We start from the raw sequence: 24,796 nt of genomic DNA, 5'->3' as shown, positions 1-24,796 counted from the left end.
GCGGGCCGCGGCCAGCGCGCTCCGGCACTAGGGAACGGTTTCGATCTTGACCGAACGCTATGCGCTGATGGCCGCCTGGGTCCTGTCGGGGGCATCTCTTTTCCTGGTGCTGCGCCTGCACCTGCTGCCGGCGCTGCTGACCGGGCTGCTGGTTCACGAACTGGTCCATTTGCTCGCTCCGAGGCTGCCGAAGCAGCTCTCGGGGCGGCGGAGCAAACCGGCCGCGCTGGTGCTGGTCGTGGGGGTGGCCACTATCGCGGTGGTGGCGATGGTCCTCGGTGTGGTCGCTTTTTTCCGCAGCGACGCGGGCGATCTCGCCAACCTGCTCACCCGCATGGCGGCGATCATCGAAGGGCTGCGCGAATCGGTGCCGCCGTGGGTCGTCGACCACTTTCCGAACGGCGTCGATCCGATCAAGGAAGCGATCTCGCGCTGGCTCCGGGAACACGCCGTCGAAGTCGGAAGCGTCGGCAAGGAAGCGGGCTTCGTCATGGCCCACATCCTCGTCGGCCTGATCATCGGCGCGATGGTTTCGCTGCACGAGCTGCAGGCCGGCCAGGAATACGCCCCGCTCGCCCGCGCGCTGAGCGAGCGCGCCGGGCGGCTTGCCGGCGCTTTCCGGCGCATCGTCTTCGCGCAGGTGAAGATCTCGGCCATCAATGCCGTCTTCACGGCGCTGTACCTGCTGGCCGTGCTACCGCTGCTCGACGTGCAGCTGCCGCTGATCAAGACGATGATCGCGGTGACTTTCATCGCCGGCCTGCTGCCGATCATCGGCAACCTGATCTCGAACACCGTCATCATCGTCGTCAGCTTCGCCCATTCGCCGCAGGTCGCTCTCGGTTCGCTGGCGTTCCTGGTCAGTGTGCACAAGGCGGAATATTTCCTCAACGCGCGGATCGTCGGCGGCGAGATCCGCGCCAAGGCGTGGGAGCTGCTGCTGGCGATGCTGGTGATGGAGGCCGCCTTCGGCCTGCCGGGCGTCGTCGCGGCGCCGATCTTCTACGCCTACCTCAAGGACGAACTGCGCGCCCGCGGGCTCGTTTGACTTGCGCGCGGCACCTGTCACGATAATCTCCCATCCCTCCCATCCCACCCACCACTGCAAAGGACCTGCTTTCCCATGTTCGAGCACGTCGACGCCTATCCCGGCGACCCCATCCTCTCCCTCGTCGAAACTTTCCACCGCGACCCGCGCTCGCGGAAGGTGAACCTCGGCATCGGGCTCTACTATGACGAGGACGGCCGCATCCCGCTGCTCAGCTCGGTCGAGAAGGCCGAGGCGGCGCTGACTGCGAGTCCGGGCCCGCGACCCTACCTGCCGATGGAAGGGGCGGCCGACTATCGCGCCGCCGTGCAGAAACTCCTGTTCGGCGCGGACAGCGCGGCACTACGGGGCGGCCGCATCGCAACGATCCAGACCGTCGGGGGCTCCGGCGCATTGAAGGTCGGCGCCGACCTGCTCAAGCGGTATTTTCCGGCGAGCGAAGTGTGGGTCAGCAATCCGACCTGGGACAACCATCGTTCGATCTTCGAGGGCGCCGGCATCGAAGTGCACGACTACCCGTACTACGATGCGGCGAGCGGCGGCGTGCGCTTTAACGAGATGCTCGCGACGCTGCAATCGCTGCCCGCGCAGAGCATCGTGCTGCTGCATCCGTGCTGCCATAATCCGACCGGCGTCGACCTGTCGACAGCACAGTGGCAGGAAGTGATCGCGGTGGCGGCGTCGCGCCGGCTGATCCCGTTCCTCGACATCGCCTACCAGGGCTTCGGCGACAACCTTGACGACGACGCGTACGCGATCCGCGCGATGGCCGACGCCGGGGTGAGTTTCTTCGTCAGCAACTCGTTCTCGAAGAATCTGTCGTTCTACGGCGAGCGCTGCGGCGGCCTGTCGGTCGTGTGCCAGGATGCCGACGAGGCCGAACGCATGCTCGGCCAGCTGAAATTCACCGTGCGCCGCAACTACTCGAGCCCGCCGGTCCATGGCGGCCGGGTCGCCGCCGCGGTCATGAACGACGCCGGAATGCACGAGGAATGGGTCGGCGAGGTGCGCGAAATGCGCGAGCGCATCAAGGCGATGCGCCAGAAGCTCTACGAAGTGCTGAGCAGCACGTTGCCGGGGCGCGATTTCAGCTATTTCGTCAAGCAGCGCGGCATGTTCAGCTACACCGGACTGACACACGGCCAGGTCGATCGCCTACGCGACGAATTCGCCGTGTATCTCGTGCAGTCCGGTCGCATGTGCGTCGCCGGCCTCAATCGCGGCAACGTCGACTACGTCGCGGGGGCGATGGCGGCCGTGCTGCGGGAGCCCGACGCCCGCGGCGCCTGACGCTCCGCGTACGGCTACGGACGCGACGGCGCTCGTCGTCGCGCTGCGCGCGCACTATGATTCCATTCGGGCGATCAACGTGTTCCGGGAGGAATTCGACATGCGCGCGATGGTTCTCGACGCTCCTCACACGCCTTTGCGGCTGGCCGAGCTCCCGGTGCCGCAGCCAGGCGTCGGAGAAATTCTGCTGCGGGTCGAAGCGTGCGGGGTCTGCCGCACCGACCTGCATCTCGTCGACGGCGAACTCCCCGAGCCGCGGCTGCCGGTCATCCCGGGCCACGAGATCGTCGGGCGCGTCGTCGCGCTGGGCGCCGGTGCGAGCGGTTTCGCGCCCGGCCAGCGCGTCGGCGTGCCGTGGCTCGGCTGGACCTGCGGCCATTGCGGATACTGCGCCGAAGGCCGCGAAAATCTCTGCGATGACGCGCGCTTCACCGGTTACCAGCTGCCCGGCGGCTACGCCGAATACACCGTCGCTGACCAGCGCTTCTGCTTTGCGCTGCCGGACTCGCAACCCGCCGCCGAACTCGCGCCGCTGCTGTGCGCGGGACTGATCGGCTACCGCGCGCTGAGCATGGCGGGCAGCGCGCAACGCATCGGCCTCTACGGTTTCGGCGCCGCGGCGCACATCCTGGCGCAGGTGCTCGCCTATCAGCGCCGGCCGTTCTACGCTTTCACGCGGGCTGGTGACGACGCGAGCCAGGCATTCGCGAGAGAGCTCGGCGCCACCTGGGCCGGCGCCGCGGGCGAGAACGCGCCCGACGAACTCGACGCGGCGCTGATCTTCGCCCCCGCAGGCGAACTCGTTCCAGCGGCGCTGCGCCAGCTGAGAAAAGGCGGCACGGTCGTCTGCGCCGGCATTCACATGAGCGACATCCCCTCGTTTCCGTACGAGATTCTGTGGGGCGAGCGCGTCATCCGCTCGGTTGCGAACCTGACGCGTGAAGACGGCAGGCGTTTCCTCGAGATCGCCGCCGCAGCGCCGATCCATACCCATATCGAGCGCTTTCCGCTGGAACGCGCGAACGACGCGCTGCTCGCGCTGCGCCGCGGGCAGATACAGGGCGCGGCCGTCCTCGTGCCCGCCTGAATCCCGCCGACCGCCCTGCAGGACCGGACGCGCGACGACACGATCAGCTCCGTCTCCATTCCGGCCTCGCCGCCCCAAAGGCGCTCTTCGCCAGCGATCTTCTGCGTCCGGGAACTTCGCGGTGTGATTGCAACGCGAGATCGCAGTTCAGGTTTTGTTCATGTTCACGCGTTTAGATTCCGTCCGTGCCCCGACCGGGGTACGCCAACCGAATCAGGACGCGCATATGAAAAAGCTACTCGCATCGACCGTCATTGCCCTTTCCGCAACCGCCGCCGTCGCCGGCCCGACGTGCAACGTGCCGCAGGAAACGTGGATGAAGGAATCCGATTTCAAGGCCCGCCTCGAAGCCCAGGGCTACCAGATCAAGACCTTCAAGGTGAGCAAGGGCAAGTGCTACGAAATCTACGGTTTCGACAAGGACGGCAAGAAAGTCGAGATCTACTTCGACCCCGCCACGGCGGCCGCACTTGAAACCAAGCGCTGAACGACGCGCTTTTCACGGCATGCGGGACGGGCTCTCTCAGGGAGCCTGGCTCCCTGTCGACGAGAGGATGACGATGAGCCATTCCGATCCTGCCAGGGCGATTCGCGTCTGGGATCCGTTTGTGCGGGTGTTCCACTGGACGCTGGTGTCCTGCGTATTCATGAACTTCTTCGTCCTCGACGACGGCGAGACGCTCCACGAGTGGATCGGCTATACCACGAGCGCGCTCGTCGGGGCCCGCATCGTGTGGGGATTCGTCGGCTCGCGACACGCGCGCTTTGCCGACTTCATTCCGACCGTTGCCGGTATCCGGCAGCATGTGCGCAGGCTGGTTTGGGGCAAACCGGACTTTCACGCCGGCCATAACCCGCTGGGCGCAGTCATGATGCTCGTGCTGATGGCGCTTGTGCTGGGCCTCGGGATCACCGGCTTCATGCAAACCCTGGACGCTTTCTGGGGCGAAGAGTGGCTGCAGGAACTCCACGCAACGCTGGCCTCGACGCTGATCGGCCTGGCCGGACTGCACGCCGCGGCCGCCGTCTTCATGAGCCACCGCGAACGCACGAATCTGATCGGGGCAATGCTCACGGGAGTCAAAGTCCGTTCCGAAGCGAATCGGCGGCGATGACGACCTGCCTTGCCTCGACGCCGTGCTTTCCCGTCCGGCAACCTCTTCGCCGAGCACAGCACATCGCGGCTCAACAAAATTTTCACCTGCATTGCCCCAAAGTCGGGGCGCACCGGCCGCCATACCTGACCGCGACGGCCGGGCATGGCGAGCCGGACACAACCGCATTCGCGATATCACGCGTCACCCGACCGGACCTTTCGACATGAGTCAACCGCAACTCCCGGAACCGCGGCAGCCATCCGCTGCAGCGTCTGCGCCCACGCTCGGCTCCCACCTTGCATTCACGGCGCTGTCCGCAATCGCCTTGCTGCTGATGTTCGCCGCGCTGCGCATTGCGCTGTTCGTCTACAACCGGGCGCTGATCGGCGACACACCGATTGCAACCTTCGCCGAAGCTTTCCTGACCGGCCTGCGATTCGACCTGCGGCTCGTCGTGTACCTCTGCGCACCGCTGATCCTGGCGATGGTGGCCGTGCGGGCGATGGCAGCGCGAAGCGCCCACAGGGCCTGGCTGACGGCGGCGGCGAGCATTTCGCTGTTCTTCGGCCTGATCGAACTCGATTTCTACCGGGAATTCCACCAACGCCTCAACAGCCTCGTCTTCCAGTACATGCGCGAAGATCCGGCGACCGTGCTCAGCATGCTGTGGCACGGCTTCCCGGTGCTGCGCTACCTGGCGGCCTGGCTGCTGGCAAGCTGGGGGCTGTTCCGGCTCTTCGCCGTCATCGATCGGCTGACTGCGCCCCGACGCGATGATTCCCGCGGTGCACGCCGCTTCGGCGCCGGCCCGCGCTGGCTTGCGCTGGTGCTGTGCCTGGCGGTTTCGGTCGTTGCCGCGCGCGGCACGCTGCGCCAGGGACCGCCGCTGCGCTGGGGGGACGCCTATACAACCGACTCGATGTTCGCGAACCAGCTCGGGCTCAACGGCACCCTCACCCTCGTCGCCGCGGCGAAGAGCCGACTCTTCGCGTCCGGGGACAAGATGTGGAAAGACTCGATGCCGCAGCACGAGGCGACCCGGATCGTGCGCAGCATGTTGCTGACCCCGGGCGACCGCCTTGTCGACGCCGAGAGCGCGAACATCCGCCGCGACGTCACCCCGCCCGCCGCCGGCACGTTGCCGATCCGCAACGTTGTCGTGATCCTGCTCGAGAGCTTCGCCGGGCATTACGTCGGCGCGCTCGGCAGCAAGGATGGCATCACGCCGCATTTCGACCGGCTCGCGCGTGAGGGCGTGCTATTCACGCGCTTCTTCTCGAATGGCACGCACACCCACCAGGGCATGTTCGCGACGATGGCATGCTTCCCGAACTTGCCCGGCTTCGAATACCTGATGCAGATGCCCGAAGGGGGGCATCGTTTTTCCGGTCTCCCGCAGCTGCTGCGCGCCCGCGAGTTCAACGACATCTATGTGTATAACGGCGATTTCGCGTGGGACAACCAGTCCGGCTTTTTCAGCAACCAGGGCATGACGCGCTTCATCGGCCGGAACGACTACGTGAACCCGGTAGTTTCGGATCCCACCTGGGGGGTGTCGGACCAGGACATGTTCGACCGCGCAGCCGAGGAACTGCAGAAGAATTCCGGCGGCAAGCCTTTCTACGCGCTGCTGCAAACGCTGTCGAACCACACGCCGTACGCGTTGCCGCAGATGCTGCCCGTGGAGCCGGTCACCGGCCACGGTTCGCTCGACGAACATCTGACCGCAATGCGCTATTCGGACTGGGCGCTCGGGCAGTTCTTCGAGAAAGCGCGCAAGTCGGAATATTTCCGCGACACGTTGTTCGTGATCGCCGGCGACCACGGCTTCGGCGCCGACGAACAGATCACCGAGATGGACCTGCACCGCTTCAATATTCCGCTGTTGCTGATCGGACCCGGCATCCAGCAGGCTTTTGGCACGCGGCGCGATGCGGTCGGAACGCAGATCGACATCGTCCCGACGATCATGGGACGCCTCGGCGGCAAGGTGCGTCACCAGTGCTGGGGGCGCGATCTGCTCAACCTGCCGGCAGGAGACGAGGGCGTCGGCATCATCAAGCCGTCGGGAAGCGACCAGACGGTCGCGATCCTCAGGGGAAGCCGCATCCTCGTCGAACCGAAGGGCATGGCGCCGCGGGTCTATGATTACCGGCTCGGCGACACTCCCGGCAGCACGCGGGTGACCAACGCCGCGGACGAAGCGCAGCTGCGCGACATGCTGCACGCTTTCCTGCAGGCTGCCACGCAGAGCCTGCTTGGGAACACCGCGGGCGTAGCCGCGCAAAGCAGGTGAGTCTGCAGCAGCCGGACCGGCCCGATGCAAAAGCCGGATAAAATAATATCCCTGCTTGAAGCCGGGAATTTCCTTGCGAAAAATTGCCCCGTCCCGGCCGGAATGGCAGGCGTGCCTTCGTCGGCAAGCTTCGCGCCCCGACTGGCGGGGCAACAACCTCTGGTAACAATCGAGTCACCCATGCACGATAACGTTTATGTTTCCGTCCTGATTCCTGCAAAGAACGAAGCCGGCAACCTTGCGCCGCTCCTGGAAGAAGTGCGCAGCGCGCTCGCCGGCGAGGCCTACGAGGTCATCGTCGTGGATGACGGCAGCACCGACGGCAGCGCGTCCGAGCTGCGTGCGTTGAAAAGCGCCGGCTTCCCCCAGCTGCGCATCCTCAGCCATGCCCGCTCGCTCGGGCAAAGCACGTCGCTCTACCACGCAGTGCTCGCTGCGCGCGGCCACTGGCTCGCGACGCTCGACGGCGACGGCCAGAACGACCCGGCCGACATTCCCGGCATGCTCGCGCTGGTGCGCGGCACCGAAGGCCGCCCCGGCGGCATCAAGCTGGTGGCGGGCCACCGCGTCAATCGCCGCGACACGGCCAGCAAGCGCTGGGCGTCGCGCTTCGCCAACGGGCTGCGCAGCAGGCTGCTGAAGGACGCGACGCCCGATACCGGCTGCGGCCTCAAGCTCATCGAACGGGAAGCATTCCTGCGCCTGCCTTATTTCGATCACATGCATCGTTTCCTGCCGGCGCTGATCCAGCGCCACCACGGGCGGACGATCGTTCATCCCGTCCATCACCGGCCACGCAGAACGGGCACCTCCAAATACGGAAATCTCGACCGGGCGCTGGTCGGCATCCTCGACCTGTTCGGCGTGTGGTGGTTGATCAAGCGCACCCGCCTGGATGCGGTCGCGACCGAAACGGAGAGCTGAGATGGGCAGGGAAACACTCTGGCTGGTGGTCGGCTTCGCCGGCCAGCTGACGTTCACGGGCCGCTTCGCGCTGCAGTGGCTGTACAGCGAATACAAGAAGCGCAGCCTCATTCCGGTCGGCTTCTGGTACCTGAGCCTGGTCGGCAGTGCGCTGCTGCTGGCTTACGCGATCTATCGCGAGGATCCAGTGTTCATCGTCGGGCAGTCGTTCGGTTTCATCGTCTACCTGCGCAATTTGCAGCTGATCGCGCGGCAAAAAGAACAGGAGACTTGAGTGGTGCGCAACACTTTTTCGCCGCGTATCGAGTTCCTCGGCCTGATGCTGCTGGCGTTGCTGATGGTCGGCGCCGGACTGGGCTTGCGACAGCCGCTGAACGTCGATGAAGAGCGCTTCCTCGGCGTCGCGCTGGAAATGCTGCAGGACGGTTCGTGGTTCATTCCGCATCGCGCCGCCGAAATCTATCCGGACAAACCGCCGCTGTTCATGTGGACGGTGGCGCTGTTCGTTCAGCTCACCGGCTCGCCCGTGGTCGCGTTGTTCCTCCCGGCGCTGCTCGCCGGCGTGGTCGCGACAGTCTGCCTGTACGATCTCGGGCGGCGCCTGTGGCATCGGCGCATCGGGATCATCGCCGCACTGCTGTTTCTCGCGAGCTACCAGACTTACAGCATCCTGAGGGTCGGGCAGATCGACGGTTTCCTGTGCCTGTGGATCATCCTCGCCGTGTACGGCCTCGTGCGCCATCTCATGCTCGGCCCGGCGTGGGGGTGGTTCTACGTGGCGTGCGCCGCGATGGGACTCGGCGTCATCAGCAAGGGCGTCGGCTTCCTGCCGGCCCTGATGCTGATTCCGTACGCCTATGCCGTGCACGCCGGCTGGTCGGGCGTCACCCGCATGCCGGGCCAGGGCGTGCGCTGGTCCCTGGGCCTCGCCGCGACGCTGGCAGCGATATCGCTGTGGCTGTTGCCGCTGGTCGTCATGGTGATGCTGCAGGCGGACGCCGACAGTCTCGCGTACGTGAAGGATATCCTGCTGCGACAAACGGCCGAGCGCTACACGAAGGCCTGGGCGCACCAGGAGCCGTTCTGGTATTTCTTTGCCGAAGTGATCCCCAAATACTGGCTACCGATCGTGCTGGCCCTGCCGTGGCTCGTGCCGGCGTGGCGGCGCCAGCTGGCGAAGCGGGACGGCCGCACGCTGGTGCTGCTGGGCTGGGTGGCGCTGGTCCTGCTGTTCTTCTGCCTGAGCAGCGGCAAGCGCAAGCTGTATATCTACCCGGCGTTGCCCGGCCTGGTGCTGGCAGTCGCACCCCTCGTGCCGTGGCTGCTGCACCGCTGGTTTGCCCGCCGCCCGCGTGCGAGAAAGATCTTTCTCGGCGCCACTCTGCTCTGGTTCGTGGCCTGGTTCGTGGAAGGTTTCATCGAACCGGTCCGCGACGGCCTCAATCCCCACGAGGGCATCATGCGCCGGGCGGCAGAACTGACGGGCGGAGCGGAGCTGGCGCTGATCGACTGGCGCGAAGGGCACTGGCTGTTCGCGCGCCAGCCGATCGTGCATTTCGGCTTCCAGTCGGAGGTCACGGTGGATCACGCCGCGGGCTGGCTGCGAAGCCATCCGCAATCGTTCGCGCTCGTTCCGCTCCGGGAGCTGACACGGTGCTTCCAGCAGGACAAGGCGCGCAAGCTCGGCGAGACTTCCCGCGCGGAATGGTTTCTGGTCGGATCCGACGCGGATAACGGGCGATGCGGCGGCGAGCCGCCACGCAGGGTGTACCGATTCGCCTGGCACTCGCCGTTGCAGTAAGCGCCTGAGGGCGCGCGCGGGTGAGCGGAGTGCAGGACGCTGACCGCTGTTTTCGGCGGCATCCCTGGATGGGTGTTACGTGCTGCCGGGCTCCGTCCCGCCGTCCGAGGGCGGGAGCGGCACCCCGGCGTCATCGGCCGACGGAGCTTCGTCAATGTCGGCCGGAAAATCGCCAGCGCCGGCCTTGGCAGCGAGCTTCTGACGGCGTTTTTCTTCCTGCCGGCTTTTCTTCGCCAGATCCCTCTGGCGCTTTTCGAACTGGTAATTTGGTTTTGCCAAGAGATTCCCTTTGGTTCGGCCGGGCCGATTGAAACAAGGTGGACGCGGGCTCGCGCGATCGAGCTTGCCGTACGCCGACTATGCCACAACCGTCCCGCCTGCGCTCGGCTGTCGGCGATCATCGAAGAGCGCCACAGCAGCGCGACCCCGGTGGCCGCTTCAGCCTCAGGGCCAGCCGCGGAACCACTGCGCGGCGAAAACGATCCCGATGACGACCGCCGTCGCGGTGGCGACGAGCACCGCGCCCGCCGCGATGTCCTTGCATGCGCCGATCTCCGGATGCTGTTCCGGGTGAAGGTGATCGGCCAACGTCTCAAGTGCGGTATTGACGAGTTCGGTCACCATGACGAAACCGGCCGTCAGCGCAAGCACTGTCCACCAGACGAGAGGCGGCCGGGCAAGCAGCAGAACGCCCAGCACCCCCCCGCCGGCGAGGACATGCACGCGAAAGCTCCTTTCGCGACTGATCGCAAGTTGCAGGCCGTGCAGCGCGAAACCGAGGCGTTCGCGGAAACAACGGCCCTTCACGCGCGCTCCCCGCTCCAGAGCTTCACGAGCTCCGCCGCGCCCCACCATCCCAGCGCCCACGCGGCCCCCGCCGCCCACCCGGCGAGAACGTCGGTCGGCCAGTGAACGCCCAGATAGATCCGGCTGATGCCGACGATCACGGTCAGCGCCAGCGCGATCGACATCACGTAGAGCTTGAGCCCGCGCCGCGGCACCAGCCGCGCCAGCAAGGCTCCGAGTGTCAGATACACGATCGCCGAGAGCATCGCATGCCCACTCGGAAAACTCGCCGAGATGACGAAGTCGCCGTGCGGAAAAATATCCGGCCGGGGTCGGGAGAAAGCCCCCTTCAGCAACACGGAAGCCAGCATCCCACTGCTTGTACCGAGCAGCACGAACATCGCCGTACGGTGCCGCCTGGCCAGAAGGAGAAAGACCGTCACGGCCGCAACCACCAGCCCCAGCACGGTGAAGCTGCCCAGCGCCGTGACGTCCCGCGCGACCGCCTCGATCCACGCCGGTCCCAGCGGAGAATCCGGCTCCCCGGGCGCCCGCAAGGCCACCAGGATCGCATTGTCGAGCGCACGTGTATCCCCTTCGACGACGTCTTCCGCGACCTCGATGAAGATCCACAGCGTGGATGCCACGGCAGCGACTATGCCGAGTATCCGCGGCTCCAGCCAGTTCCGAAGAAAACGCAAAATGCTGCCTCCGAACGAACCACCGTGCGCTGCCGTGGCGTTCAGACGCTACTGCGACGCAAGGCGTTGAGCAGGATCGCGATCGTGCTGCCGTTGTGCAGCATGGCAGTGGTGATCGGCGACAGCAGCCCGGCCGCAGCGGCGGCGAGAATGCCCGTATTGAGCCCTACCGTCAGTCGATAGTTGGAACCGATGAGCGCCATGGTGCCGTTCGCCAGGGCCTTGGCGTCGGCAACGCAAGCGATGTCGTCCTCGAGCAGCGCCACGTCGGCCGTGAGGCGCGCAATATCCGCACCCTTTTGCATGGCAATGCCGACATGGGCGCCCGCGAGCGCCGGTGCGTCGTTGATGCCATCGCCGACGAAGGCGATGCGCGCCCCTTGCTGCGAGAGTTCTTCGACGATCCGCGCCTTGTCCTGCGGCAGCAACTCGGCATGGCAACCATCGAGCCCGAGGTGTTCCGCAAGTTCCTCCGCCCGCTCGCGGTGGTCCCCGGTAAGCATCAGGATCCGCTTGGCGCCCAACTCGCGCAGCCGGAGAATGGTCGCCGCGCTGTTGGCGCGTACTTCGTCCTTCAGCGCCAGCACGCCGAGGAACCTGCCGCCGAAGCCGATGTAGAGCAGCGTCTTGCCTTCCTCGTAAAGCCGGTCGACGGTCTCGAGATGCGCCGAAATGTCGATCCCTTCGTCATCGACGACGAAATGCCGCGAGCCGATGACGATCCGCTGGCCGTCGATGACGCTGGCGACTCCGTGGGCGACGATGAACTGCACTTCCTGGTGCTCGAAATGCTGCCCGTGTATCGCGCGCGCCGCGGCGACGACCGCGTGCGCCAGCGGATGGACGTAGTGCTCCTCGACCGAAGCCGCGAGGCACAGCAGGTCTTCCGCGGTGTAGGTACTGTCGAAGGCGATCGAGTCGGTCACGGCAAGCGTGCCTGCGGTCAGCGTGCCGGTCTTGTCGAAGATGAAGGTGTCGGCATCCGCGAGACGTTCGAGGGCGCTGCCCCCCTTGACGAGGATTCCGGCACGCCCTGCCCCGTACATCGCCGACTTGAAAGCGACCGGCGTCGCGAGCTTGAGCGCGCAGGAATAGTCGGCCTGCAGCACGGACGCGGCCCGCCGCCAGTCGCCCGAAAGTAAATAGGTGACGCCGGCCAGCCCCAGCACGATCGGCACGAGACGATCGGCGAGGCGCGCGGCGTCGAGTTGTGCCGCGCTTTTCGCCGTCAGCGACTGTTCGACGTAGTCGGCGATGCGCGCAGCAGCAGTCCGGCTGCCGACCTGTTCGGCGTACACTCTCAGGCGGCCCTCTTCGACCAGCGTTCCGGAAAGAACCGCGTCACCCCGCCCTTTGGCTACCGCGGCACTCTCGCCGGTCATCGTCGCTTCATTGACGGTGGCTTCGCCCCCCAACACAGTGCCATCAACGGGAACGACAGCGCCGTCGGCGACAATCACCGTATCGCCGACCGCGACCTCACCGGCCGCGACCAGCACCTCCTGCCCGCCGCGCTCGATCCAGATCTCGTCGCTTGCAGGCCGCAAAAGGTGTTTGAGCAGATCGTCCGAACGGCGGGCGATGGAAATCTCGAGGTATTCCCCCAAGGCCAGCATGAAAGTGGTCGTATTGGCGGCGGTATAGTCACCGCGCGCCAGCGAGATCGACACCGCCATCGCCTCCAGCACATGCGACGAAATGCCGTTGGCGACGAGGTCCTCGAGCGCGTGCCTGAGCAGGGGTGCGGCCGCCCCGAGCGTCACCGGAAACTGCAGCGGCTGCGGCAGATAACGCGTGATGCCCAGTGTCGCCAGACTCGCCACCATGGGCGCCGGTCCGCCCTGCTCGACAACGGTCAAACCCCTCGCCGTCGGGATCGGGGAAGACAGGGCCGCGAGCGCCGTGCGCAAGCTCTCGAGTTCGACCTCTTTGTCGTCGAAATGCAGCACCAGCGAACGGGCCGCGCGATTGACTCGCGCTTCGAGCACTCCGGGGATGTTTTCGGCCGCCCGCTCGATCGTCCTGGCATCGGTCGGCGTGCCCGGCCGGCAGCGGTAGCGAAAGCGCGCGCGCCCGCGCGTGCGGTGAGCCAGTTCCAGCGTGCCGAACCACGAACCCGAAGTCATGCGTCGCCGCGACGCTCCGCTTCGGCTTCGGCTTTGAGGTCGGCCATCTGCTCCTTCATCTCCTCGAAGCCCCCGACCACGTTCGAATAAAGCTTGATGCCGGTCTTCACCAGTTTGGCGCGCAGTTCCTCGTCACTCAGCACATACGCGGCCGCGGCCCCGATCACCGCCCCCATCAGGAACTGTTCGTACTGGCCCGACTTGAGCCGCCCGGGAAGCCCGCGCAGGAAATCCTCGTCGACCAGTCCGGCGCCGAAGCCGCCCGCGTGATGGCCCTGCGCACCAAAACCGCTGGAATGAGGGTGTTCACCCCAGGGTTCACCAGCGTAAGCCGCCTTGTCGCGGTGCTTCGCCTTCTTATGCTTTTTCTTGCCCAAGAGCCTTCTCCTTGTTGTCTTTGCGCGCGGGTTTGCGCAACAGGTAATCGACGGCGACTACCGCGGCCGCGCCGCCGGTGACAGCCACCAAGGCCGTCCTGTAATCGCGACGCTGCAAGGCGCCCGCTGCCGTCCCGCCTGCCGCGAGAGCGATTCCGCCTTGCAGTGCCTGACGCAGAATCGCCTTGCCGGCATTCGGCGCCATGGCGCTTGCCGCCCCGCTCGGCAGCGCTGCGAGGAGGCCGGTGGCGACGAATCCGCGGACAAAATTCGCCGACGCCTGATCCGCGGCGGGTGCCGGATAGGAGCGCAGCCGCCGCTTCACGGCTTGTCCTCGTCGGGTTTCTCGGCTTGCGTGCGCGCCTCGGCGGGTTCGGTCGGACGGGACGCGGGCCTGCGTCTGCGGCGCGGGGCAGCCTTCGATTCCGGCGTCACTTTCGACTCCGGCTGCACCTTCGACTCCGCCTCCGTTGGCGCGGCTTGCGCTTGCGCTGCCGGTTCGAGCGGCAGTTCGGAGTCTGCCGCGAGCTTGGCGCGCAAGTGGGCCGACGAATGTTCGATCGCGCTAAGACTCGACACGGTCGCCTCCCGCAGGCGCTCCTGGGCTTTGTCGAGCGTGGCGCGGGTCTTGCCCGCCTTGAGTAGCCGGATGCCCAAGGCACCGGTCACCAGGCCGACAGCGAATGGAAGCAAGGGGTACATGTCATCCCTCCTTTTCTTGTTGGTTGAGTTTGCGCTTGCCCTTGACGAACAGAACGCCTGCCCCGCCAGCCACAAGCCCGGCCACCATCGCCGGGCGAGTGTTGCGCAGGAGTGGGCCGACGACGCCGATGGCGCGGTGCTGGCTCCCGAGCACGGCAAAGGTTTTCTCGAGAAAATCGGCGAATAGACCATGCTGGATATACGCCTGTTCGGGCCCCACGCCCTGCCGCGCATGAAGCGCTTCCTGCCGGAGCGCGTCGGCCACGGCGCGTTGCAGCATCGGCAGATGACGTTCGAGCGCGCTCGCCTGCAAACGCTGGAACGTCCGGCGCACTTGCGGCTCGGCAATTGCCGTCAGGAGCGATTCGTAAAGGCGCACCCGCTCGATCTCGCCGACAACCGCCCGCTCGCAGTTAGCGCGCCAGTCGGGCGCTAATGCGGTTTCGAGAGGAAATGGATCAAGCGGGAGTGGCACGCCGAAGCGCCGTGCGAGCGCGGAAAGGGTCGCCGTGCGCTTTTCTTCCGATTTGGCGATATCGGCGAACGGAGCACGCGGCCCGAACGCCTCGACCATCTTCGTGTAAAAGGCCCGCGCCGCATATCCGTCGTAGAGCGCAATGCGCAGCCCCTGGTGCAGCGGCGCAAACGGCGCGGCGCGGTCGATTCGCCGGCTGCGCAGGATCGATTCGTCGTAATTACGCACCAGGCAGCTCCCGATGCTTGGTCACCAGGATGTCCAGCAGCGTTTCCGCCGCGGTCGAGCGCACGCCGCCCAACAGGTCGGGCCAGGCGGCGGCGGGGATGGTGGTCGTGTCGTATTCGATGGTGCAGGAGCGGGCCAGAATATTGAGCTTGACCGAATGCACGCCGGGAATGCTGTCGAGCGCACGCCCGAAGCGTTTGGCATCACCGATTGCCCCGAGCCGATCCGAGTCCAGATCGGCCTCGAGCTTGAGGCGTATGCGCCCCGGGATGTGGTGGGCGATACGCAGGTAGCCGGTGAAGCGTTGCAGTTGATCGAATTCGTCCATGGTGGATTCCGACACGGTATTTCAAGCTATTTCAGTAAGTGGCGCCGGTGCACGGCCATATGAATCGCGAGCAGGGCCGTGAACAAGCCTCCGGTGGCCGCGTGCAGGTGCTTCTTCCCGACCGCAGCCAGCGCGAGCGACGCACCGAGACTGCCGAGCATGCCGATCTTGGAGTAGGTATTGAGGCGCCGCGCCATCGCGCGTCTCGAACCAAGCGTCCAGCGCTCGCGGGCAGCCGGCTCCACTGCCTTCGGCGCGACCCGCACAGCCTCCGCGGCGCCCAGCACCTTCTCGGCCGCAGCCGTCACCCGCGCTTCCATCGTCGCCCTGTCGATCCGGGCGGCATCGTAGCGCATCAATAGGCTGCCGGCGTTGATGCTGCCTTCGACGGCCAGAGTCCCGTCGAGATCCTCCAGCAGGGCTTGCAGGCGAGCATGCCGATCAGGCTCACGCAATGCCCGGTTGCGTAGCCGCAGCCGGCCCGGTATCGAGGAAACGATCCAATTCATGCAATTCAACCGTATCGATATTTCAAATATTATGATCGACTTTACCGCTCGGGATACCTGGCGTGAAAGCGATTCCGGCGTAAAGGGCGATGCCGGTCTGCCCGGGAGAGCCGCCGGCAATCATCCGCCGGTTGCCGCTTCAACTGCTGCCCGGCACCGACAGGGGTCCCTCGCGGAGGCCTGCCTCTGGAGAGGTGACAAGAAGGGATGTTATAAGGAAAGAGCCGCATTCACCACGTCATTGTTTTGACTAGCGAATGCGGCTCAAATATACCACTGGCGGAGAGTGAGGGATTCGAACCCTCGATGCGAGTTTTAGCCCGCATGCTCCCTTAGCAGGGGAGTGCCTTCGACCTCTCGGCCAACTCTCCAACCTTTAGAGGCCGCGATCATAACGATTCTGCGGCCGCCGGTCAAATTTCGGCAGCAATTCAGGCGGATTCGAGACCGAAAGCCTTGTGCAGCACGCGCACGGCGAGTTCGAGATACTTCTCCTCGATCACCACCGAGATCTTGATCTCGGACGTCGAGATCATCTGGATGTTGATGCCCTCTTCGGCGAGCGTACGGAACATTTTCGACGCGACGCCCGGATGCGAGCGCATGCCGACGCCGACGACCGACACCTTGGCCATCGTCCGGTCGCTTTCGATTGCGCGTGCACCGATATGCGCGCGCACGCCTTCGAGCACCTTCACGCTCTTGTCGAGGTCGGCGCGCGGCACGGTGAACGAAAAGTCGGTCGTGCCGTCGTGGCCGACGTTCTGGATGATCATATCCACATCGATGTTGGCGTCGGCGACCGGACCGAGGATCTGGTAGGCGATGCCGGGCTTGTCGGGCACGCCGAGCACCGTGAGCTTGGCCTCGTCGCGCGTGAAGGCGATGCCGGAGATGACGGGTTGTTCCATGTTCTGATCTTCCTCAACTGTGATGAGCGTGCCCTCGCCTTCCTCCTGGAAGCTCGACAGGACGCGCAACTTGACCTTGTACTTGCCGGCGAATTCGACCGAACGGATCTGCAGGACCTTCGAGCCGAGGCTCGCCAGTTCGAGCATTTCCTCGAAGGTGATCGTGTCGAGCTTGCGGGCTTCCGGGACGACGCGCGGGTCAGTCGTATAGACGCCGTCGACGTCGGTGTAGATCTGGCACTCGTCAGCCTTCAGCGCGGCAGCGAGCGCCACGCCGGTGGTATCCGAACCGCCGCGGCCGAGCGTCGTGATGTTGCCGTGCTCGTCCACGCCCTGGAAGCCCGCGACGACGACGATATTGCCTTCGTCCAGGTCCTTCTTGATCGGGGCTTCGTCGATATTGAGGATCCGCGCCTTGGTATGGGCGCTGTCGGTGAGGATGCGGACCTGCCCGCCGGTATAGCTCTTCGCCTTGACGCCGATGTCGTGCAGGGCCATGCACAGCAGGCCGATCGTGACCTGCTCGCCGGTCGATACGACAACGTCGAGTTCGCGGGCATCGGGATGGGTCGCGACCTCCCTGGTCAGCGCGATCAGACGGTTCGTCTCGCCGCTCATCGCCGACACCACCACCACGACCTTATGCCCCTGCGCCTGGAACTTCGCCACTTTGCGGGCGACGTTCTTGATGCGCTCCGGGTTACCCACGGAAGTGCCGCCGTATTTCTGAACTATCAGTGCCATCGTCGTATCCAAGTGCCTGTGGATAAAGGGAGGAATTCTATCGAATGCGGCGAAAGTTTGCAGGCCGGCGTCGTGCCACCTCCCGATCGCACTGTTTATTGATTTTGACTAGGTTCGGATGCACTGGCTTTTTTCATTGTATGTGGAAAGAATAGTGATCTATACTTCGGCCATCCTACAACTTAAGTCGTAGGAACTTGGCTACGTACCGCCTTGTCTTATAAGCGGGCTGGATACCCTACAGAGGATGTAAGCATGAAAAACACCGACACCATCGACGTTCGCGAGATTCGTCGCAAGCTGGGTCTGAACCAATCGCAGTTCTGGTCGAAGATCGGGGTCACGCAGAGCGGCGGCTCGCGCTACGAGAGCGGACGCAACATTCCGCGTCCCGTGCAGGCCCTGCTGCGCCTCGTGCATATCGAGCAGATCGACATCAACAAGGTCAAGAAGGAAGACGTGGAAGTGGCGGAATTCCTGAAGACTTCGAACCCGGAGCTGTACAAGTCGCTAGTGCGTGTTATGAACTTGCTTCCAGTGCCAGCCAGGACGCGGCCTTGGGCAGCATGAGGATGCAGAAGACGACGAAATGCAATCCGGCCAGCACTTGCGGCATCCGCTCGAAATCCCGACTCAGTCGTCTGAATCGGGACAGCCACCCGAAACTGCGCTCGACGATCCAGCGCCGGGGCAGCAATACAAATCCCTTCTTCGCCTCGGGAAGTTTGACGATTTGAAGATCGATACCCGCCGCCTTGGCCGCTTTCCGAGCTTCGTCGCCCGTGTAGCCTTGGTCGGCCCACGCCACTTTGACCGTTTCACCCGTGGCTTGCTGCACCGCCTCGCACAGGTCCTTGACCTGCGCGCGCTCCTGTTCATCGGCCGGCGTGACGGTCAGCGCAATGAGTTGCCCCAGCGTATCCACGGCCATATGTACTTTGCTGCCCCGACGCCGCTTGTAGCCGTCGTAGCCGGCACGCGGCCCGCTTTCGCAGCTGCTTTGCAGCGTTCGCCCATCGAGAATCACGGCACTGGGCTGGGCCTTGCGACCGTCGCCGACTCGGATGATCGAACGCATGTCGCTCACCATCGCCTCGAAACAGCCCGCATCGTTCCAGCGGCGAAACTGCTGATACACCATCTGCCAGGGCGGAAAATCATTCGGCAAGAGTCGCCATGGCGCGCCGGCCCGAGCCAGCCAGCGCAACGCGTTGAACACTTCGCGCAAGGGGTAGCTGCGCTGCGGCGCCTGCTCGGTCATCAGCGTCAGATACGGCGCCACGAAATGCCACTCCTCTTCACTGACATCGCTCGGGTAGGGTTTTCTGCTCACAGTGATCAAAAAACATCAACTATATCAGCTGCATAAGTTCATAACACGCTCTAAAGAAGGAAGCGCGTGCCAAGCGCAAGGAACGCACCACGCGCTGACCCGGCGGTCACTTCCACCGGATCAGGGGCTGATGCGAACCGTCAGCCCTTTTTTTCGCACCTTCGCCGCGATCGCCTCGAGCTCGGCCTCAGGGAGCGGCGCCAGATGCACCGCCTCGGGCTGCATCGACGGCCGCGCGATTCCATACAACAGCACGCCCGCAATGTGCTCCGGCCCTACCCGCATAAGCAACTCGATGTAAGCGTCGATATCGTCGCCGGACGGTGGGGCGCCATCCCAGCGGAACATGCAGGTCTGGACCCACGTCGTGCACAGGCCGGCGCTGACCGCCAGGTTGCGCACCACGAGGTCGGGATCCAGCGACACGCCGTTGATGCGTTCGATCGACGCCTGCGTTCCCGCATCGACCTTGAACCAAACTTCTCCGCCGGCCTCACCGAGACGCCTTAGCCCTTCTCGCACCCTCGCCTGTCCGATCAGGCTGCCGTTCGTGATCAGGCGCAGCGGCACCTCGCGGCCGAGGCCGACGGCGTCGCGCAAGCGTACGACGAGCGACATCGCTTCCGGGAACGCGGCCGCGCTGGTCGGCTCGCCGTTGCCGGAGAACGCGATGTCGCGCACGACGCGCAAGCCTTCCGGGACATGGCGCTCGAGGTAATCGCCTTCGACCAGCGCATGGAGGAAGCCCGACAGTTCCGCTTCGAGCAGCGGCAGGTCGATCTCGGGCGCCCGGCCCCGCACGAGACCGGGCACCTGGCAATACGCGCAGTGCCAGTTGCAGGCGTTGTTCGGATTGAGATTGATGCCCACCGAGACCCCGCCAGCACGCCGCGACAGCACCGGGTAAACATAGGTCAGCCCGGCCAGGTCACGGTCGTGGTTGCGTACGGAAAGGGTCTGGTCGCGTGCAGTCATGTGTCGAAACCGGTGAATGGAAAGGTGTCCGAAGGGCGCACCGGGAAGCAGCTATAATTCGGGCCTGTTTTTCCCCGGATCAATCATGCGCATCACCCGCCGACTGGAATTCGACGCCGGGCACCGGATTCCCGATCATGCCAGCCAATGCCGCCACCTGCACGGCCATCGCTACGCGATCGAGATCACGCTGTCGGGCGATATCATTGACGCCGCAGGCGAGGCCGTCAACGGCATGGTGATGGATTTCGGCGACGTCAAGCTGATCGCCAAGACGCACGTCGTCGACCGCTGGGATCACGCGTTCCTCGTGTACCGCGGCGACAGCGCTGTCGTCGATTTCCTCGCGACGATGCCGGCCCACAAGACGGTCGTGCTCGACACCGTGCCGACTGCTGAAAACCTCGCCAGCGAAGCGTTCCGCATCCTCGACGCGTGCTATCGCGACCTCTACGGCAATCGCCTGCGGCTCGAACGCGTCCGCCTTTATGAAACCCCCAATTGCTGGGCCGACGCGATGCGCCCTGGCGACTGAGCCCTTTCCGGCTCCCGCGATACCGGGGCCGGCCCAGCGGTCCGGCGTGCCGGGCAACGGAAATCAGGCGGTGTACTGGCGCAAGCGGAACGAAAATTCCTGCAGCTGTGCGATGCCGCTCTGCTCGGCGCGCGCGATCCAGTCGTGCAACTGCTTCAGCAGCTGCTCGCGGGAAGCCGTCGAGCGCGCCCAGATCGCAACGAGATCCCGCCGCATCGACGCGATCGTCGATAGCGCGGCGCTGTCGACGAGCACAAGCTCGAGCGTGCGCCGGTCGTCCGGCGCGAGATTCCTGTCTTCCCCCGACAGCACCCAGCGGCGCAGCGCACGGGGGTTGAAGCTCCTGCCGTGGGTCGCGGCGAGCCGCTCGATCTCGTCGCCGCAGAGGCGCTTGAGCGACGCGACATAGCGCGTCATCACGTCGTAGCGGTGGGTGATGATCGCCTGCAGCGTGTCGAGATCGGGAACATTCTTGGCCTCGCCGAACTTCGGCGACGGAATGACCTTTCGCACCTTGGCGAGGCCGAGCAGCGCGAGCACGCGGATATACATCCAGCCGATATCGAACTCGTACCACTTCGCCGAAAGCTTGGCCGAGGTCGCGAAGCTGTGATGATTGTTGTGCAGTTCCTCGCCGCCGATGAGGATGCCCCACGGCACGAGATTCGTCGCCGCGTCGCTGCAATTGAAGTTGCGATAGCCGACGTAATGCCCCAGTCCATTGACGACACCGGCCGCCCAGATCGGGATCCACATCATCTGCACCGCCCAGATCGTCAGTCCGAGCGGGCCGAACAGCATGAGGTTCGTGATCAGCATGATCGAGACGCCGACGATCGAATGCCGGTAGACATGGCGCTCCAGCCAGTCGTCCGGCGTGCCGTGGCCGTAGCGTGCGAGGGTTTCCTTGTTGCTCGCTTCGGCGCGGTAGAGTTCCGCCCCCTGGAACAGGACCTTGCGAATCCCCAGCACTTGCGGGCTGTGCGGGTCATCGGCGGTTTCGCACTTGGCGTGGTGCTTGCGGTGCACCGCAGCCCATTCCTTCGTCACCATGCCCGTCGTGAACCACAGCCAGGCGCGAAAGAAATGACTCACAACCGGGTGCAGTTCGAGCGCGCGGTGCGCCTGATGCCGGTGCAGGAAGATCGTCACCGCAGCAATGGTCACGTGAGTGAGTCCCAGCGCGACGAGAATGTAACCCCACCACGGAAGATCGATAAGTCCTGCAAGCATGGGCAACCCGTTCCTTCTTAGATGTTGATGTCCTCCGAATCATCGCGGAGGAGCGCTGCGCGCGATCTTGCCGCCCTGTCCCCGCGGCTCGGGTCGTCGATCACATGGTTTGCACCCGAACCCTTGCCCGTTTCCGAAAACACGACTGGAGGCAGCGGCGACAGCAGCCGCACTTCGCGTTGCGGGAACGGAAACTCGATCCCTTCGGCGCGGAAGCGCTGCCATACCGCGAGGTTGATGTCCGAACTCACGCCGAGCGTGCCTTCCTGGGGGTCCGCAATCCATAGCCCCAGACGCAGGTTGATTCCGCTGTCGGCAAATCCCGTCAGGAAGGCGTTCGGAGCCGGTTGGTCGAGCACTCGGGGCTGAGCCTGGGCAACCTCCACGAGGATTGCCATTGCACGCTCGACATCAGAGCCGTAACTCACCTGAAAGTTCAGCGGCACCGCAACCCGGGTATCGGTGTACGTTTCGTTCTGCACCACCGAACCGACCAGCACCTCGTTCGGCACCAGCGATTCCACCCCGCTGGGCGCGCGGATGACGGTGTATCGGGTGTTGATCTGCGTGACGATGCCGCGCTCGGCGCCGACGCTGATCATGTTGCCGATGCGCAGCGAGCGGTCGAGCAGGATGATGAAGCCGGAAACATAGTTCGCGGCGATCTTCTGCAGGCCGAAGCCGAGACCGACGCCAAGCGCGCCGCCGAACACCGACAGCGTCGTCAGGTCGATGCCGACCATCGGCAGCGCGACGAGCACCGCCACCAGCACCAGCGCCGCCTTCGCGACGCGCAGCATCACGATGCGCACGTTGTCGTCGAGACCGGCCGTGGTCGCCAGCCGGCGCTCCAGCAGCCCGGCTGCCCACAGCGCGACGAGCAGCGTCAACAGCACCATCGCGATGCCCTGCAGCAGAGTCCATAGCGAAAGCCGCTGGCTGCCGAGCGTGAATGAAACGGAGTCCAGCCCGCCAATGACCTGCGGCAGCCAGCCGACGATGTGCAGCGCGACGACCGACCATGCGACGGCGGCGAAGATCCGCTCGAAACTTGCGATCCAGCTCGATCGGCCGACCGCCTGCCGAACCGCGAACATGACGAGGCGGATCAGCGCGAGCGAGATCAGCAACGGCACCGCGACATTGAGCAGGCTCACGTTGTGAAACTCGCCCAGCACGGCACGCGCGCCGATGACCAGCACCAGTGCCGCAAGCGGAAACAGCACGCGGCGCAATCCGCTGCGCCCGAATCGGTAAGCCGGGGTGTCGGCGTGGTTGCCGGCCGCGACCCGGAGCAGCGTGGAGCGCGCGAATAGCCATGCCAGCAGCAGGCAGCCGGCGAGCGCCGCAAGCTGCCACAGCACGGCAGGGCTTTGCAGATCACGCCAGGTTTCGGTCAGCAGCAGTGCAAATCGCGAGTCATCGCGCACGCTCATGGCTTCCAGGGCAGACGGGTGACCGGCGTCGCGTCCTCGCGGTGGCGGCGCCAGTTGTCGAGATAGGCGGCGGCGAGCGGACAATTGTCGCGCAGCACGAGCAGGTTTTCGGCATTGCGCTTGTTCGCCGACCACGTGAAATTGTACGAACCGGTCGCGACCACGCACGACGGTCCGCCGCCGTCGGCGATCAGCACCTTGTTGTGGGCCACGGCGTAGCGCGTCTCCAGCGCCACCGGCACGCCGGCGTCGAGGAGCCGGGGCAGCGCGTTGCCCTTGCCGCGCCGGCTCATCTGGGCATCCGCGAGCACCTGGACATGCACGCCACGCCGATGGGCCCTGACGAGCGCATCGGCGATCGGACGGCTGGTGAACACGTACGCCTGCACGTGCAGCGTTTCGCGCGCCGCGCCGATGACACGCAGCAGCGCCTCTTCGCCACTGCCCTCGGGCGAGAACACGACTTCGATTGAACCGCGCGCCGGCAGCGTGCGCGCGCCGGAAGCGAGTGCGAGCGCCGGTGCCGCAAGCGCCACGAGCACCAGCAACGCGCGTCGCAGATGCTCACGCATCGGCCGGCGCCCGCTCCAGCACCGCGGCGAAGAAGCCGTCGGTATCGTGCTTGCGCGGCGACAGGCGCAGGCGTGCGCCGGTATCGAGCGCGATGCCCTGTTTCTTCAGCACCTCGGTCGCGTCGACCTCACGGAACTCCGGGTGCGCCGCCAGGAATGCATCGACGATGGCGTCGTTTTCCTCGACGAGCAGGCTGCAGGTCGCATAGACGAGCCGCCCCGCCGGCTTCACGAGGCGCGCCGCCGATTCGAGGATCGCGCCCTGCTTCGCGACCATTTCGGCGACCGATTCCGGCGTCTGGCGCCATTTCAGGTCCGGGTTGCGGCGCAAGGTGCCGAGGCCACTGCACGGCGCATCGACGAACACCCGGTCGGCCTTGCCGGCGAGGCGCTTGACCTTCGCATCGCGCTCGTGCGCGATCAGCACCGGATGCACGTTCGACAGCCCGGCGCGCGCGACGCGCGGCTTGAGCTTCGCGAGCCGCTTCTCCGACACGTCGAACGCGTACAGCCGGCCGGTCGAGCGCATCATCGCGCCCAGCTGCAGCGTCTTGCCGCCGGCGCCGGCGCAGAAATCGACGACCAGTTCGCCGCGCTTGGGCTGCACGAGGAAGCCGAGCAGCTGGCTGCCCTCGTCCTGCACCTCGAACGCGCCTTCGAGAAACAGCGGATGCTTCTGCAGCGCGGGCTTGCCCCCGAGGCGGATGCCGTGCGGCGAGAACGGGCACGGCTTCGCCTCGATGCCGGCGAATTTCAGCTTTTCGAGCACTTCGCCGCGATCGGCCTTCAGCACGTTGACGCGCAGGTCGAGCGGCGCCGGCCGGTTCAGGCTGTGCGCGAGTTCAAGCACCTCCGCCTCGCCGTGCGTTGCGAGCAGCCGCTCCGCGAGCCAGTCGGGGAGGTCGGCGCGCTCGGCGAACGAACCTTCTTCGAGTTCGCGTGCCTTGATCCCGGAGATCCAGTCGCGCTCGGTCGCCGACGCGAGCCCTTCGAAATGGCGCATCGGCCAGCCTTCGCCGCGCGCGAGCCACGCGAGCAGAAGCGTGCGCGGCCGCACATCCTCGCCAACCAGGCGGCGCAGCCAGCGCAAGCGGCGCACGATGCCATAGACCGCCTCGGCGATGAAGCCGCGGTCGCGGTGCCCGATTTCGCGGTTCTCGCGGAAGTAGCGCGACAGCACGCCGTCAGCCGGGTGTTCGAAAGTCAGCACCGCCCCGAGGACGCGGGCGGCATGGATCAGCAGGCTGCGCGAAGCAGCCTCGTCGTGTTTGGACATCGTCAA

29 protein-coding genes and 1 tRNA gene are annotated in these 24,796 nt (G+C 65.4%); 12 read left to right on the top strand and 18 right to left on the bottom strand.

The genetic code is table 11. The features are described from left to right. Positions 1 to 46: 46 nt before the first annotated feature. From pbN1_RS15350 to pbN1_RS15310, 9 genes are all read left to right on the top strand, one after another. Positions 47 to 1,048, top strand: a complete 1,002-nt coding sequence (locus pbN1_RS15350; protein ID WP_244856977.1) for an AI-2E family transporter — start codon at positions 47 to 49, stop codon at positions 1,046 to 1,048. 75 nt (positions 1,049 to 1,123) lie between these two features. After that, positions 1,124 to 2,338, top strand: coding sequence for an amino acid aminotransferase (locus tag pbN1_RS15345; protein ID WP_169204122.1), 1,215 nt, complete (start codon positions 1,124 to 1,126; stop codon positions 2,336 to 2,338). Between the two features lie 100 nt (positions 2,339 to 2,438). Continuing rightward, positions 2,439 to 3,425: a zinc-dependent alcohol dehydrogenase family protein gene (locus pbN1_RS15340; RefSeq protein ID WP_169204121.1), complete on the top strand. Its 987-nt coding sequence runs from the start codon at positions 2,439 to 2,441 to the stop codon at positions 3,423 to 3,425. Between the two features lie 226 nt (positions 3,426 to 3,651). Next, complete coding sequence (locus tag pbN1_RS15335; protein ID WP_169204120.1) at positions 3,652 to 3,912, top strand: PepSY domain-containing protein; 261 nt, start codon at positions 3,652 to 3,654, stop codon at positions 3,910 to 3,912. A gap of 73 nt (positions 3,913 to 3,985) precedes the next feature. Further along, a complete protein-coding gene (locus tag pbN1_RS15330; RefSeq protein WP_169204119.1) occupies positions 3,986 to 4,540 on the top strand; it encodes a cytochrome b/b6 domain-containing protein in 555 nt (184 codons plus the stop codon). 205 nt (positions 4,541 to 4,745) lie between these two features. Beyond that, on the top strand, positions 4,746 to 6,818 hold the full coding sequence (locus pbN1_RS15325) for an LTA synthase family protein (protein ID WP_169204118.1): 2,073 nt from the start codon (positions 4,746 to 4,748) through the stop codon (positions 6,816 to 6,818). A gap of 24 nt (positions 6,819 to 6,842) precedes the next feature. Beyond that, positions 6,843 to 7,742, top strand: a complete 900-nt coding sequence (locus pbN1_RS15320; protein WP_244856976.1) for a glycosyltransferase family 2 protein — start codon at positions 6,843 to 6,845, stop codon at positions 7,740 to 7,742. 1 nt (position 7,743) lies between these two features. After that, positions 7,744 to 8,016 (top strand): lipid-A-disaccharide synthase N-terminal domain-containing protein, encoded by a 273-nt coding sequence (locus pbN1_RS15315; RefSeq protein WP_169204116.1) that lies wholly within the window; start codon positions 7,744 to 7,746, stop codon positions 8,014 to 8,016. Further along, positions 8,017 to 9,543, top strand: a complete 1,527-nt coding sequence (locus pbN1_RS15310) for an ArnT family glycosyltransferase (protein WP_210147527.1) — start codon at positions 8,017 to 8,019, stop codon at positions 9,541 to 9,543. It begins immediately after the preceding gene. Positions 9,544 to 9,618: 75 nt separating this feature from the next. Here the strand turns inward: pbN1_RS15310 and pbN1_RS15305 are convergent, their stop codons facing one another. From pbN1_RS15305 to pbN1_RS15260, 10 genes are all read right to left on the bottom strand, one after another. Then, complete coding sequence (locus tag pbN1_RS15305) at positions 9,619 to 9,822, bottom strand: hypothetical protein (protein ID WP_169204115.1); 204 nt, start codon at positions 9,820 to 9,822, stop codon at positions 9,619 to 9,621. Positions 9,823 to 9,987: 165 nt separating this feature from the next. Continuing rightward, positions 9,988 to 10,350 (bottom strand): diacylglycerol kinase, encoded by a 363-nt coding sequence (locus tag pbN1_RS15300; protein WP_169204114.1) that lies wholly within the window; start codon positions 10,348 to 10,350, stop codon positions 9,988 to 9,990. Further along, complete coding sequence (locus tag pbN1_RS15295) at positions 10,347 to 10,976, bottom strand: phosphatase PAP2 family protein (RefSeq protein WP_244856974.1); 630 nt, start codon at positions 10,974 to 10,976, stop codon at positions 10,347 to 10,349. Before pbN1_RS15295 ends, pbN1_RS15300 begins: the two co-directional genes overlap by 4 nt. A gap of 95 nt (positions 10,977 to 11,071) precedes the next feature. Next, positions 11,072 to 13,156: a heavy metal translocating P-type ATPase gene (locus pbN1_RS15290; protein ID WP_169204172.1), complete on the bottom strand. Its 2,085-nt coding sequence runs from the start codon at positions 13,154 to 13,156 to the stop codon at positions 11,072 to 11,074. After that, the gene (locus pbN1_RS15285) at positions 13,153 to 13,533 is read right to left on the bottom strand and encodes a YtxH domain-containing protein (RefSeq protein ID WP_169204171.1); all 381 of its coding nucleotides are present in this window, start codon (positions 13,531 to 13,533) and stop codon (positions 13,153 to 13,155) included. Before pbN1_RS15285 ends, pbN1_RS15290 begins: the two co-directional genes overlap by 4 nt. Further along, positions 13,514 to 13,858, bottom strand: coding sequence for a hypothetical protein (locus tag pbN1_RS15280; RefSeq protein WP_169204170.1), 345 nt, complete (start codon positions 13,856 to 13,858; stop codon positions 13,514 to 13,516). The genes pbN1_RS15285 and pbN1_RS15280 overlap by 20 nt, the downstream gene beginning before the upstream one ends. Next, positions 13,855 to 14,235, bottom strand: a complete 381-nt coding sequence (locus pbN1_RS15275) for a hypothetical protein (RefSeq protein ID WP_169204163.1) — start codon at positions 14,233 to 14,235, stop codon at positions 13,855 to 13,857. Before pbN1_RS15275 ends, pbN1_RS15280 begins: the two co-directional genes overlap by 4 nt. Position 14,236: 1 nt before the next feature. Then, complete coding sequence (locus tag pbN1_RS15270; RefSeq protein WP_169204169.1) at positions 14,237 to 14,938, bottom strand: ferritin-like domain-containing protein; 702 nt, start codon at positions 14,936 to 14,938, stop codon at positions 14,237 to 14,239. Then, positions 14,931 to 15,266: an HMA2 domain-containing protein gene (locus pbN1_RS15265; RefSeq protein ID WP_169204168.1), complete on the bottom strand. Its 336-nt coding sequence runs from the start codon at positions 15,264 to 15,266 to the stop codon at positions 14,931 to 14,933. The genes pbN1_RS15270 and pbN1_RS15265 overlap by 8 nt, the downstream gene beginning before the upstream one ends. 26 nt (positions 15,267 to 15,292) lie before the next feature. Next, the gene (locus tag pbN1_RS15260) at positions 15,293 to 15,775 is read right to left on the bottom strand and encodes an HMA2 domain-containing protein (protein WP_169204167.1); all 483 of its coding nucleotides are present in this window, start codon (positions 15,773 to 15,775) and stop codon (positions 15,293 to 15,295) included. On the opposite strand from pbN1_RS15260, the gene pbN1_RS15255 reads away from it, so the two are divergent. Further along, positions 15,774 to 16,025 (top strand): hypothetical protein, encoded by a 252-nt coding sequence (locus pbN1_RS15255; RefSeq protein WP_169204166.1) that lies wholly within the window; start codon positions 15,774 to 15,776, stop codon positions 16,023 to 16,025. The genes pbN1_RS15260 and pbN1_RS15255 overlap by 2 nt on opposite strands. Before the next feature lie 27 nt (positions 16,026 to 16,052). Here pbN1_RS15255 and pbN1_RS15250 read toward each other — a convergent pair. Then, positions 16,053 to 16,146, bottom strand: a tRNA-Ser gene (locus pbN1_RS15250). Positions 16,147 to 16,206: 60 nt separating this feature from the next. Beyond that, positions 16,207 to 17,430: an aspartate kinase gene (locus tag pbN1_RS15245; protein ID WP_169120034.1), complete on the bottom strand. Its 1,224-nt coding sequence runs from the start codon at positions 17,428 to 17,430 to the stop codon at positions 16,207 to 16,209. A gap of 255 nt (positions 17,431 to 17,685) precedes the next feature. Between pbN1_RS15245 and pbN1_RS15240 the strand changes: the two genes are divergently transcribed. Then, positions 17,686 to 18,000: a helix-turn-helix domain-containing protein gene (locus pbN1_RS15240; protein WP_169204165.1), complete on the top strand. Its 315-nt coding sequence runs from the start codon at positions 17,686 to 17,688 to the stop codon at positions 17,998 to 18,000. Here pbN1_RS15240 and pbN1_RS15235 read toward each other — a convergent pair. Together pbN1_RS15235 and pbN1_RS15230 are read right to left on the bottom strand one after the other, a co-directional pair. Then, complete coding sequence (locus pbN1_RS15235; protein ID WP_210147525.1) at positions 17,951 to 18,763, bottom strand: IS5-like element ISAzo23 family transposase; 813 nt, start codon at positions 18,761 to 18,763, stop codon at positions 17,951 to 17,953. The genes pbN1_RS15240 and pbN1_RS15235 overlap by 50 nt on opposite strands. 120 nt (positions 18,764 to 18,883) lie before the next feature. Beyond that, positions 18,884 to 19,738, bottom strand: a complete 855-nt coding sequence (locus pbN1_RS15230; protein WP_169203810.1) for a radical SAM protein — start codon at positions 19,736 to 19,738, stop codon at positions 18,884 to 18,886. A gap of 85 nt (positions 19,739 to 19,823) precedes the next feature. Here pbN1_RS15230 and queD point away from each other — a divergent pair, with 85 nt between their 5' ends. After that, a complete protein-coding gene (gene queD / locus pbN1_RS15225; protein ID WP_169203811.1) occupies positions 19,824 to 20,273 on the top strand; it encodes a 6-carboxytetrahydropterin synthase QueD in 450 nt (149 codons plus the stop codon). Between the two features lie 63 nt (positions 20,274 to 20,336). On the opposite strand, the gene pbN1_RS15220 is transcribed toward queD, so the two are convergent. Genes pbN1_RS15220 through pbN1_RS15205 form a run of 4 tightly spaced genes read right to left on the bottom strand, consistent with a single transcriptional unit; the run spans position 20,337 to position 24,790 of the window. After that, positions 20,337 to 21,506: a DesA family fatty acid desaturase gene (locus tag pbN1_RS15220; protein WP_169203812.1), complete on the bottom strand. Its 1,170-nt coding sequence runs from the start codon at positions 21,504 to 21,506 to the stop codon at positions 20,337 to 20,339. 17 nt (positions 21,507 to 21,523) lie between these two features. Then, positions 21,524 to 22,942 carry a mechanosensitive ion channel family protein gene (locus pbN1_RS15215; protein ID WP_211161521.1) on the bottom strand — a complete coding sequence of 473 codons (1,419 nt, stop codon included), beginning with the start codon at positions 22,940 to 22,942 and terminating at the stop codon, positions 21,524 to 21,526. Beyond that, the gene (locus pbN1_RS15210) at positions 22,939 to 23,514 is read right to left on the bottom strand and encodes a phospholipase D family nuclease (RefSeq protein WP_169203813.1); all 576 of its coding nucleotides are present in this window, start codon (positions 23,512 to 23,514) and stop codon (positions 22,939 to 22,941) included. Before pbN1_RS15210 ends, pbN1_RS15215 begins: the two co-directional genes overlap by 4 nt. Next, positions 23,507 to 24,790 (bottom strand): RsmB/NOP family class I SAM-dependent RNA methyltransferase, encoded by a 1,284-nt coding sequence (locus tag pbN1_RS15205; RefSeq protein WP_169203814.1) that lies wholly within the window; start codon positions 24,788 to 24,790, stop codon positions 23,507 to 23,509. Before pbN1_RS15205 ends, pbN1_RS15210 begins: the two co-directional genes overlap by 8 nt. Positions 24,791 to 24,796 lie beyond the last annotated feature (6 nt).

The sequence above is a fragment of the Aromatoleum bremense genome (assembly GCF_017894365.1).
Classification (GTDB): domain Bacteria; phylum Pseudomonadota; class Gammaproteobacteria; order Burkholderiales; family Rhodocyclaceae; genus Aromatoleum; species Aromatoleum bremense.
Note: the sequence above shows the minus strand (reverse complement) of the source record. Positions and strands in the feature narration are given on the sequence as shown.

Excerpts from the sequence above, each read along its gene's own strand:
- pbN1_RS15345 (WP_169204122.1), top strand. The coding sequence starts at position 1,124 with ATGTTCGAGCACGTCGACGCCTATCCCGGCGACCCCATCCTCTCCCTC.
- pbN1_RS15340 (WP_169204121.1), top strand. The coding sequence starts at position 2,439 with ATGCGCGCGATGGTTCTCGACGCTCCTCACACGCCTTTGCGGCTGGCC.
- pbN1_RS15335 (WP_169204120.1), top strand. The coding sequence starts at position 3,652 with ATGAAAAAGCTACTCGCATCGACCGTCATTGCCCTTTCCGCAACCGCC.
- pbN1_RS15330 (WP_169204119.1), top strand. The coding sequence starts at position 3,986 with ATGAGCCATTCCGATCCTGCCAGGGCGATTCGCGTCTGGGATCCGTTT.
- pbN1_RS15325 (WP_169204118.1), top strand. The coding sequence starts at position 4,746 with ATGAGTCAACCGCAACTCCCGGAACCGCGGCAGCCATCCGCTGCAGCG.
- pbN1_RS15320 (WP_244856976.1), top strand. The coding sequence starts at position 6,843 with ATGCAAAAGCCGGATAAAATAATATCCCTGCTTGAAGCCGGGAATTTC.
- pbN1_RS15315 (WP_169204116.1), top strand. The coding sequence starts at position 7,744 with ATGGGCAGGGAAACACTCTGGCTGGTGGTCGGCTTCGCCGGCCAGCTG.
- pbN1_RS15290 (WP_169204172.1), bottom strand. The coding sequence starts at position 13,156 with ATGACTTCGGGTTCGTGGTTCGGCACGCTGGAACTGGCTCACCGCACG.
- pbN1_RS15275 (WP_169204163.1), bottom strand. The coding sequence starts at position 14,235 with ATGTACCCCTTGCTTCCATTCGCTGTCGGCCTGGTGACCGGTGCCTTG.
- pbN1_RS15265 (WP_169204168.1), bottom strand. The coding sequence starts at position 15,266 with ATGGACGAATTCGATCAACTGCAACGCTTCACCGGCTACCTGCGTATC.
- pbN1_RS15255 (WP_169204166.1), top strand. The coding sequence starts at position 15,774 with ATGCAATTCAACCGTATCGATATTTCAAATATTATGATCGACTTTACC.
- pbN1_RS15260 (WP_169204167.1), bottom strand. The coding sequence starts at position 15,775 with ATGAATTGGATCGTTTCCTCGATACCGGGCCGGCTGCGGCTACGCAAC.
- pbN1_RS15245 (WP_169120034.1), bottom strand. The coding sequence starts at position 17,430 with ATGGCACTGATAGTTCAGAAATACGGCGGCACTTCCGTGGGTAACCCG.
- pbN1_RS15240 (WP_169204165.1), top strand. The coding sequence starts at position 17,686 with ATGAAAAACACCGACACCATCGACGTTCGCGAGATTCGTCGCAAGCTG.
- pbN1_RS15230 (WP_169203810.1), bottom strand. The coding sequence starts at position 19,738 with ATGACTGCACGCGACCAGACCCTTTCCGTACGCAACCACGACCGTGAC.
- queD (WP_169203811.1), top strand. The coding sequence starts at position 19,824 with ATGCGCATCACCCGCCGACTGGAATTCGACGCCGGGCACCGGATTCCC.
- pbN1_RS15220 (WP_169203812.1), bottom strand. The coding sequence starts at position 21,506 with ATGCTTGCAGGACTTATCGATCTTCCGTGGTGGGGTTACATTCTCGTC.
- pbN1_RS15215 (WP_211161521.1), bottom strand. The coding sequence starts at position 22,942 with ATGAGCGTGCGCGATGACTCGCGATTTGCACTGCTGCTGACCGAAACC.
- pbN1_RS15210 (WP_169203813.1), bottom strand. The coding sequence starts at position 23,514 with ATGCGTGAGCATCTGCGACGCGCGTTGCTGGTGCTCGTGGCGCTTGCG.
- pbN1_RS15205 (WP_169203814.1), bottom strand. The coding sequence starts at position 24,790 with ATGTCCAAACACGACGAGGCTGCTTCGCGCAGCCTGCTGATCCATGCC.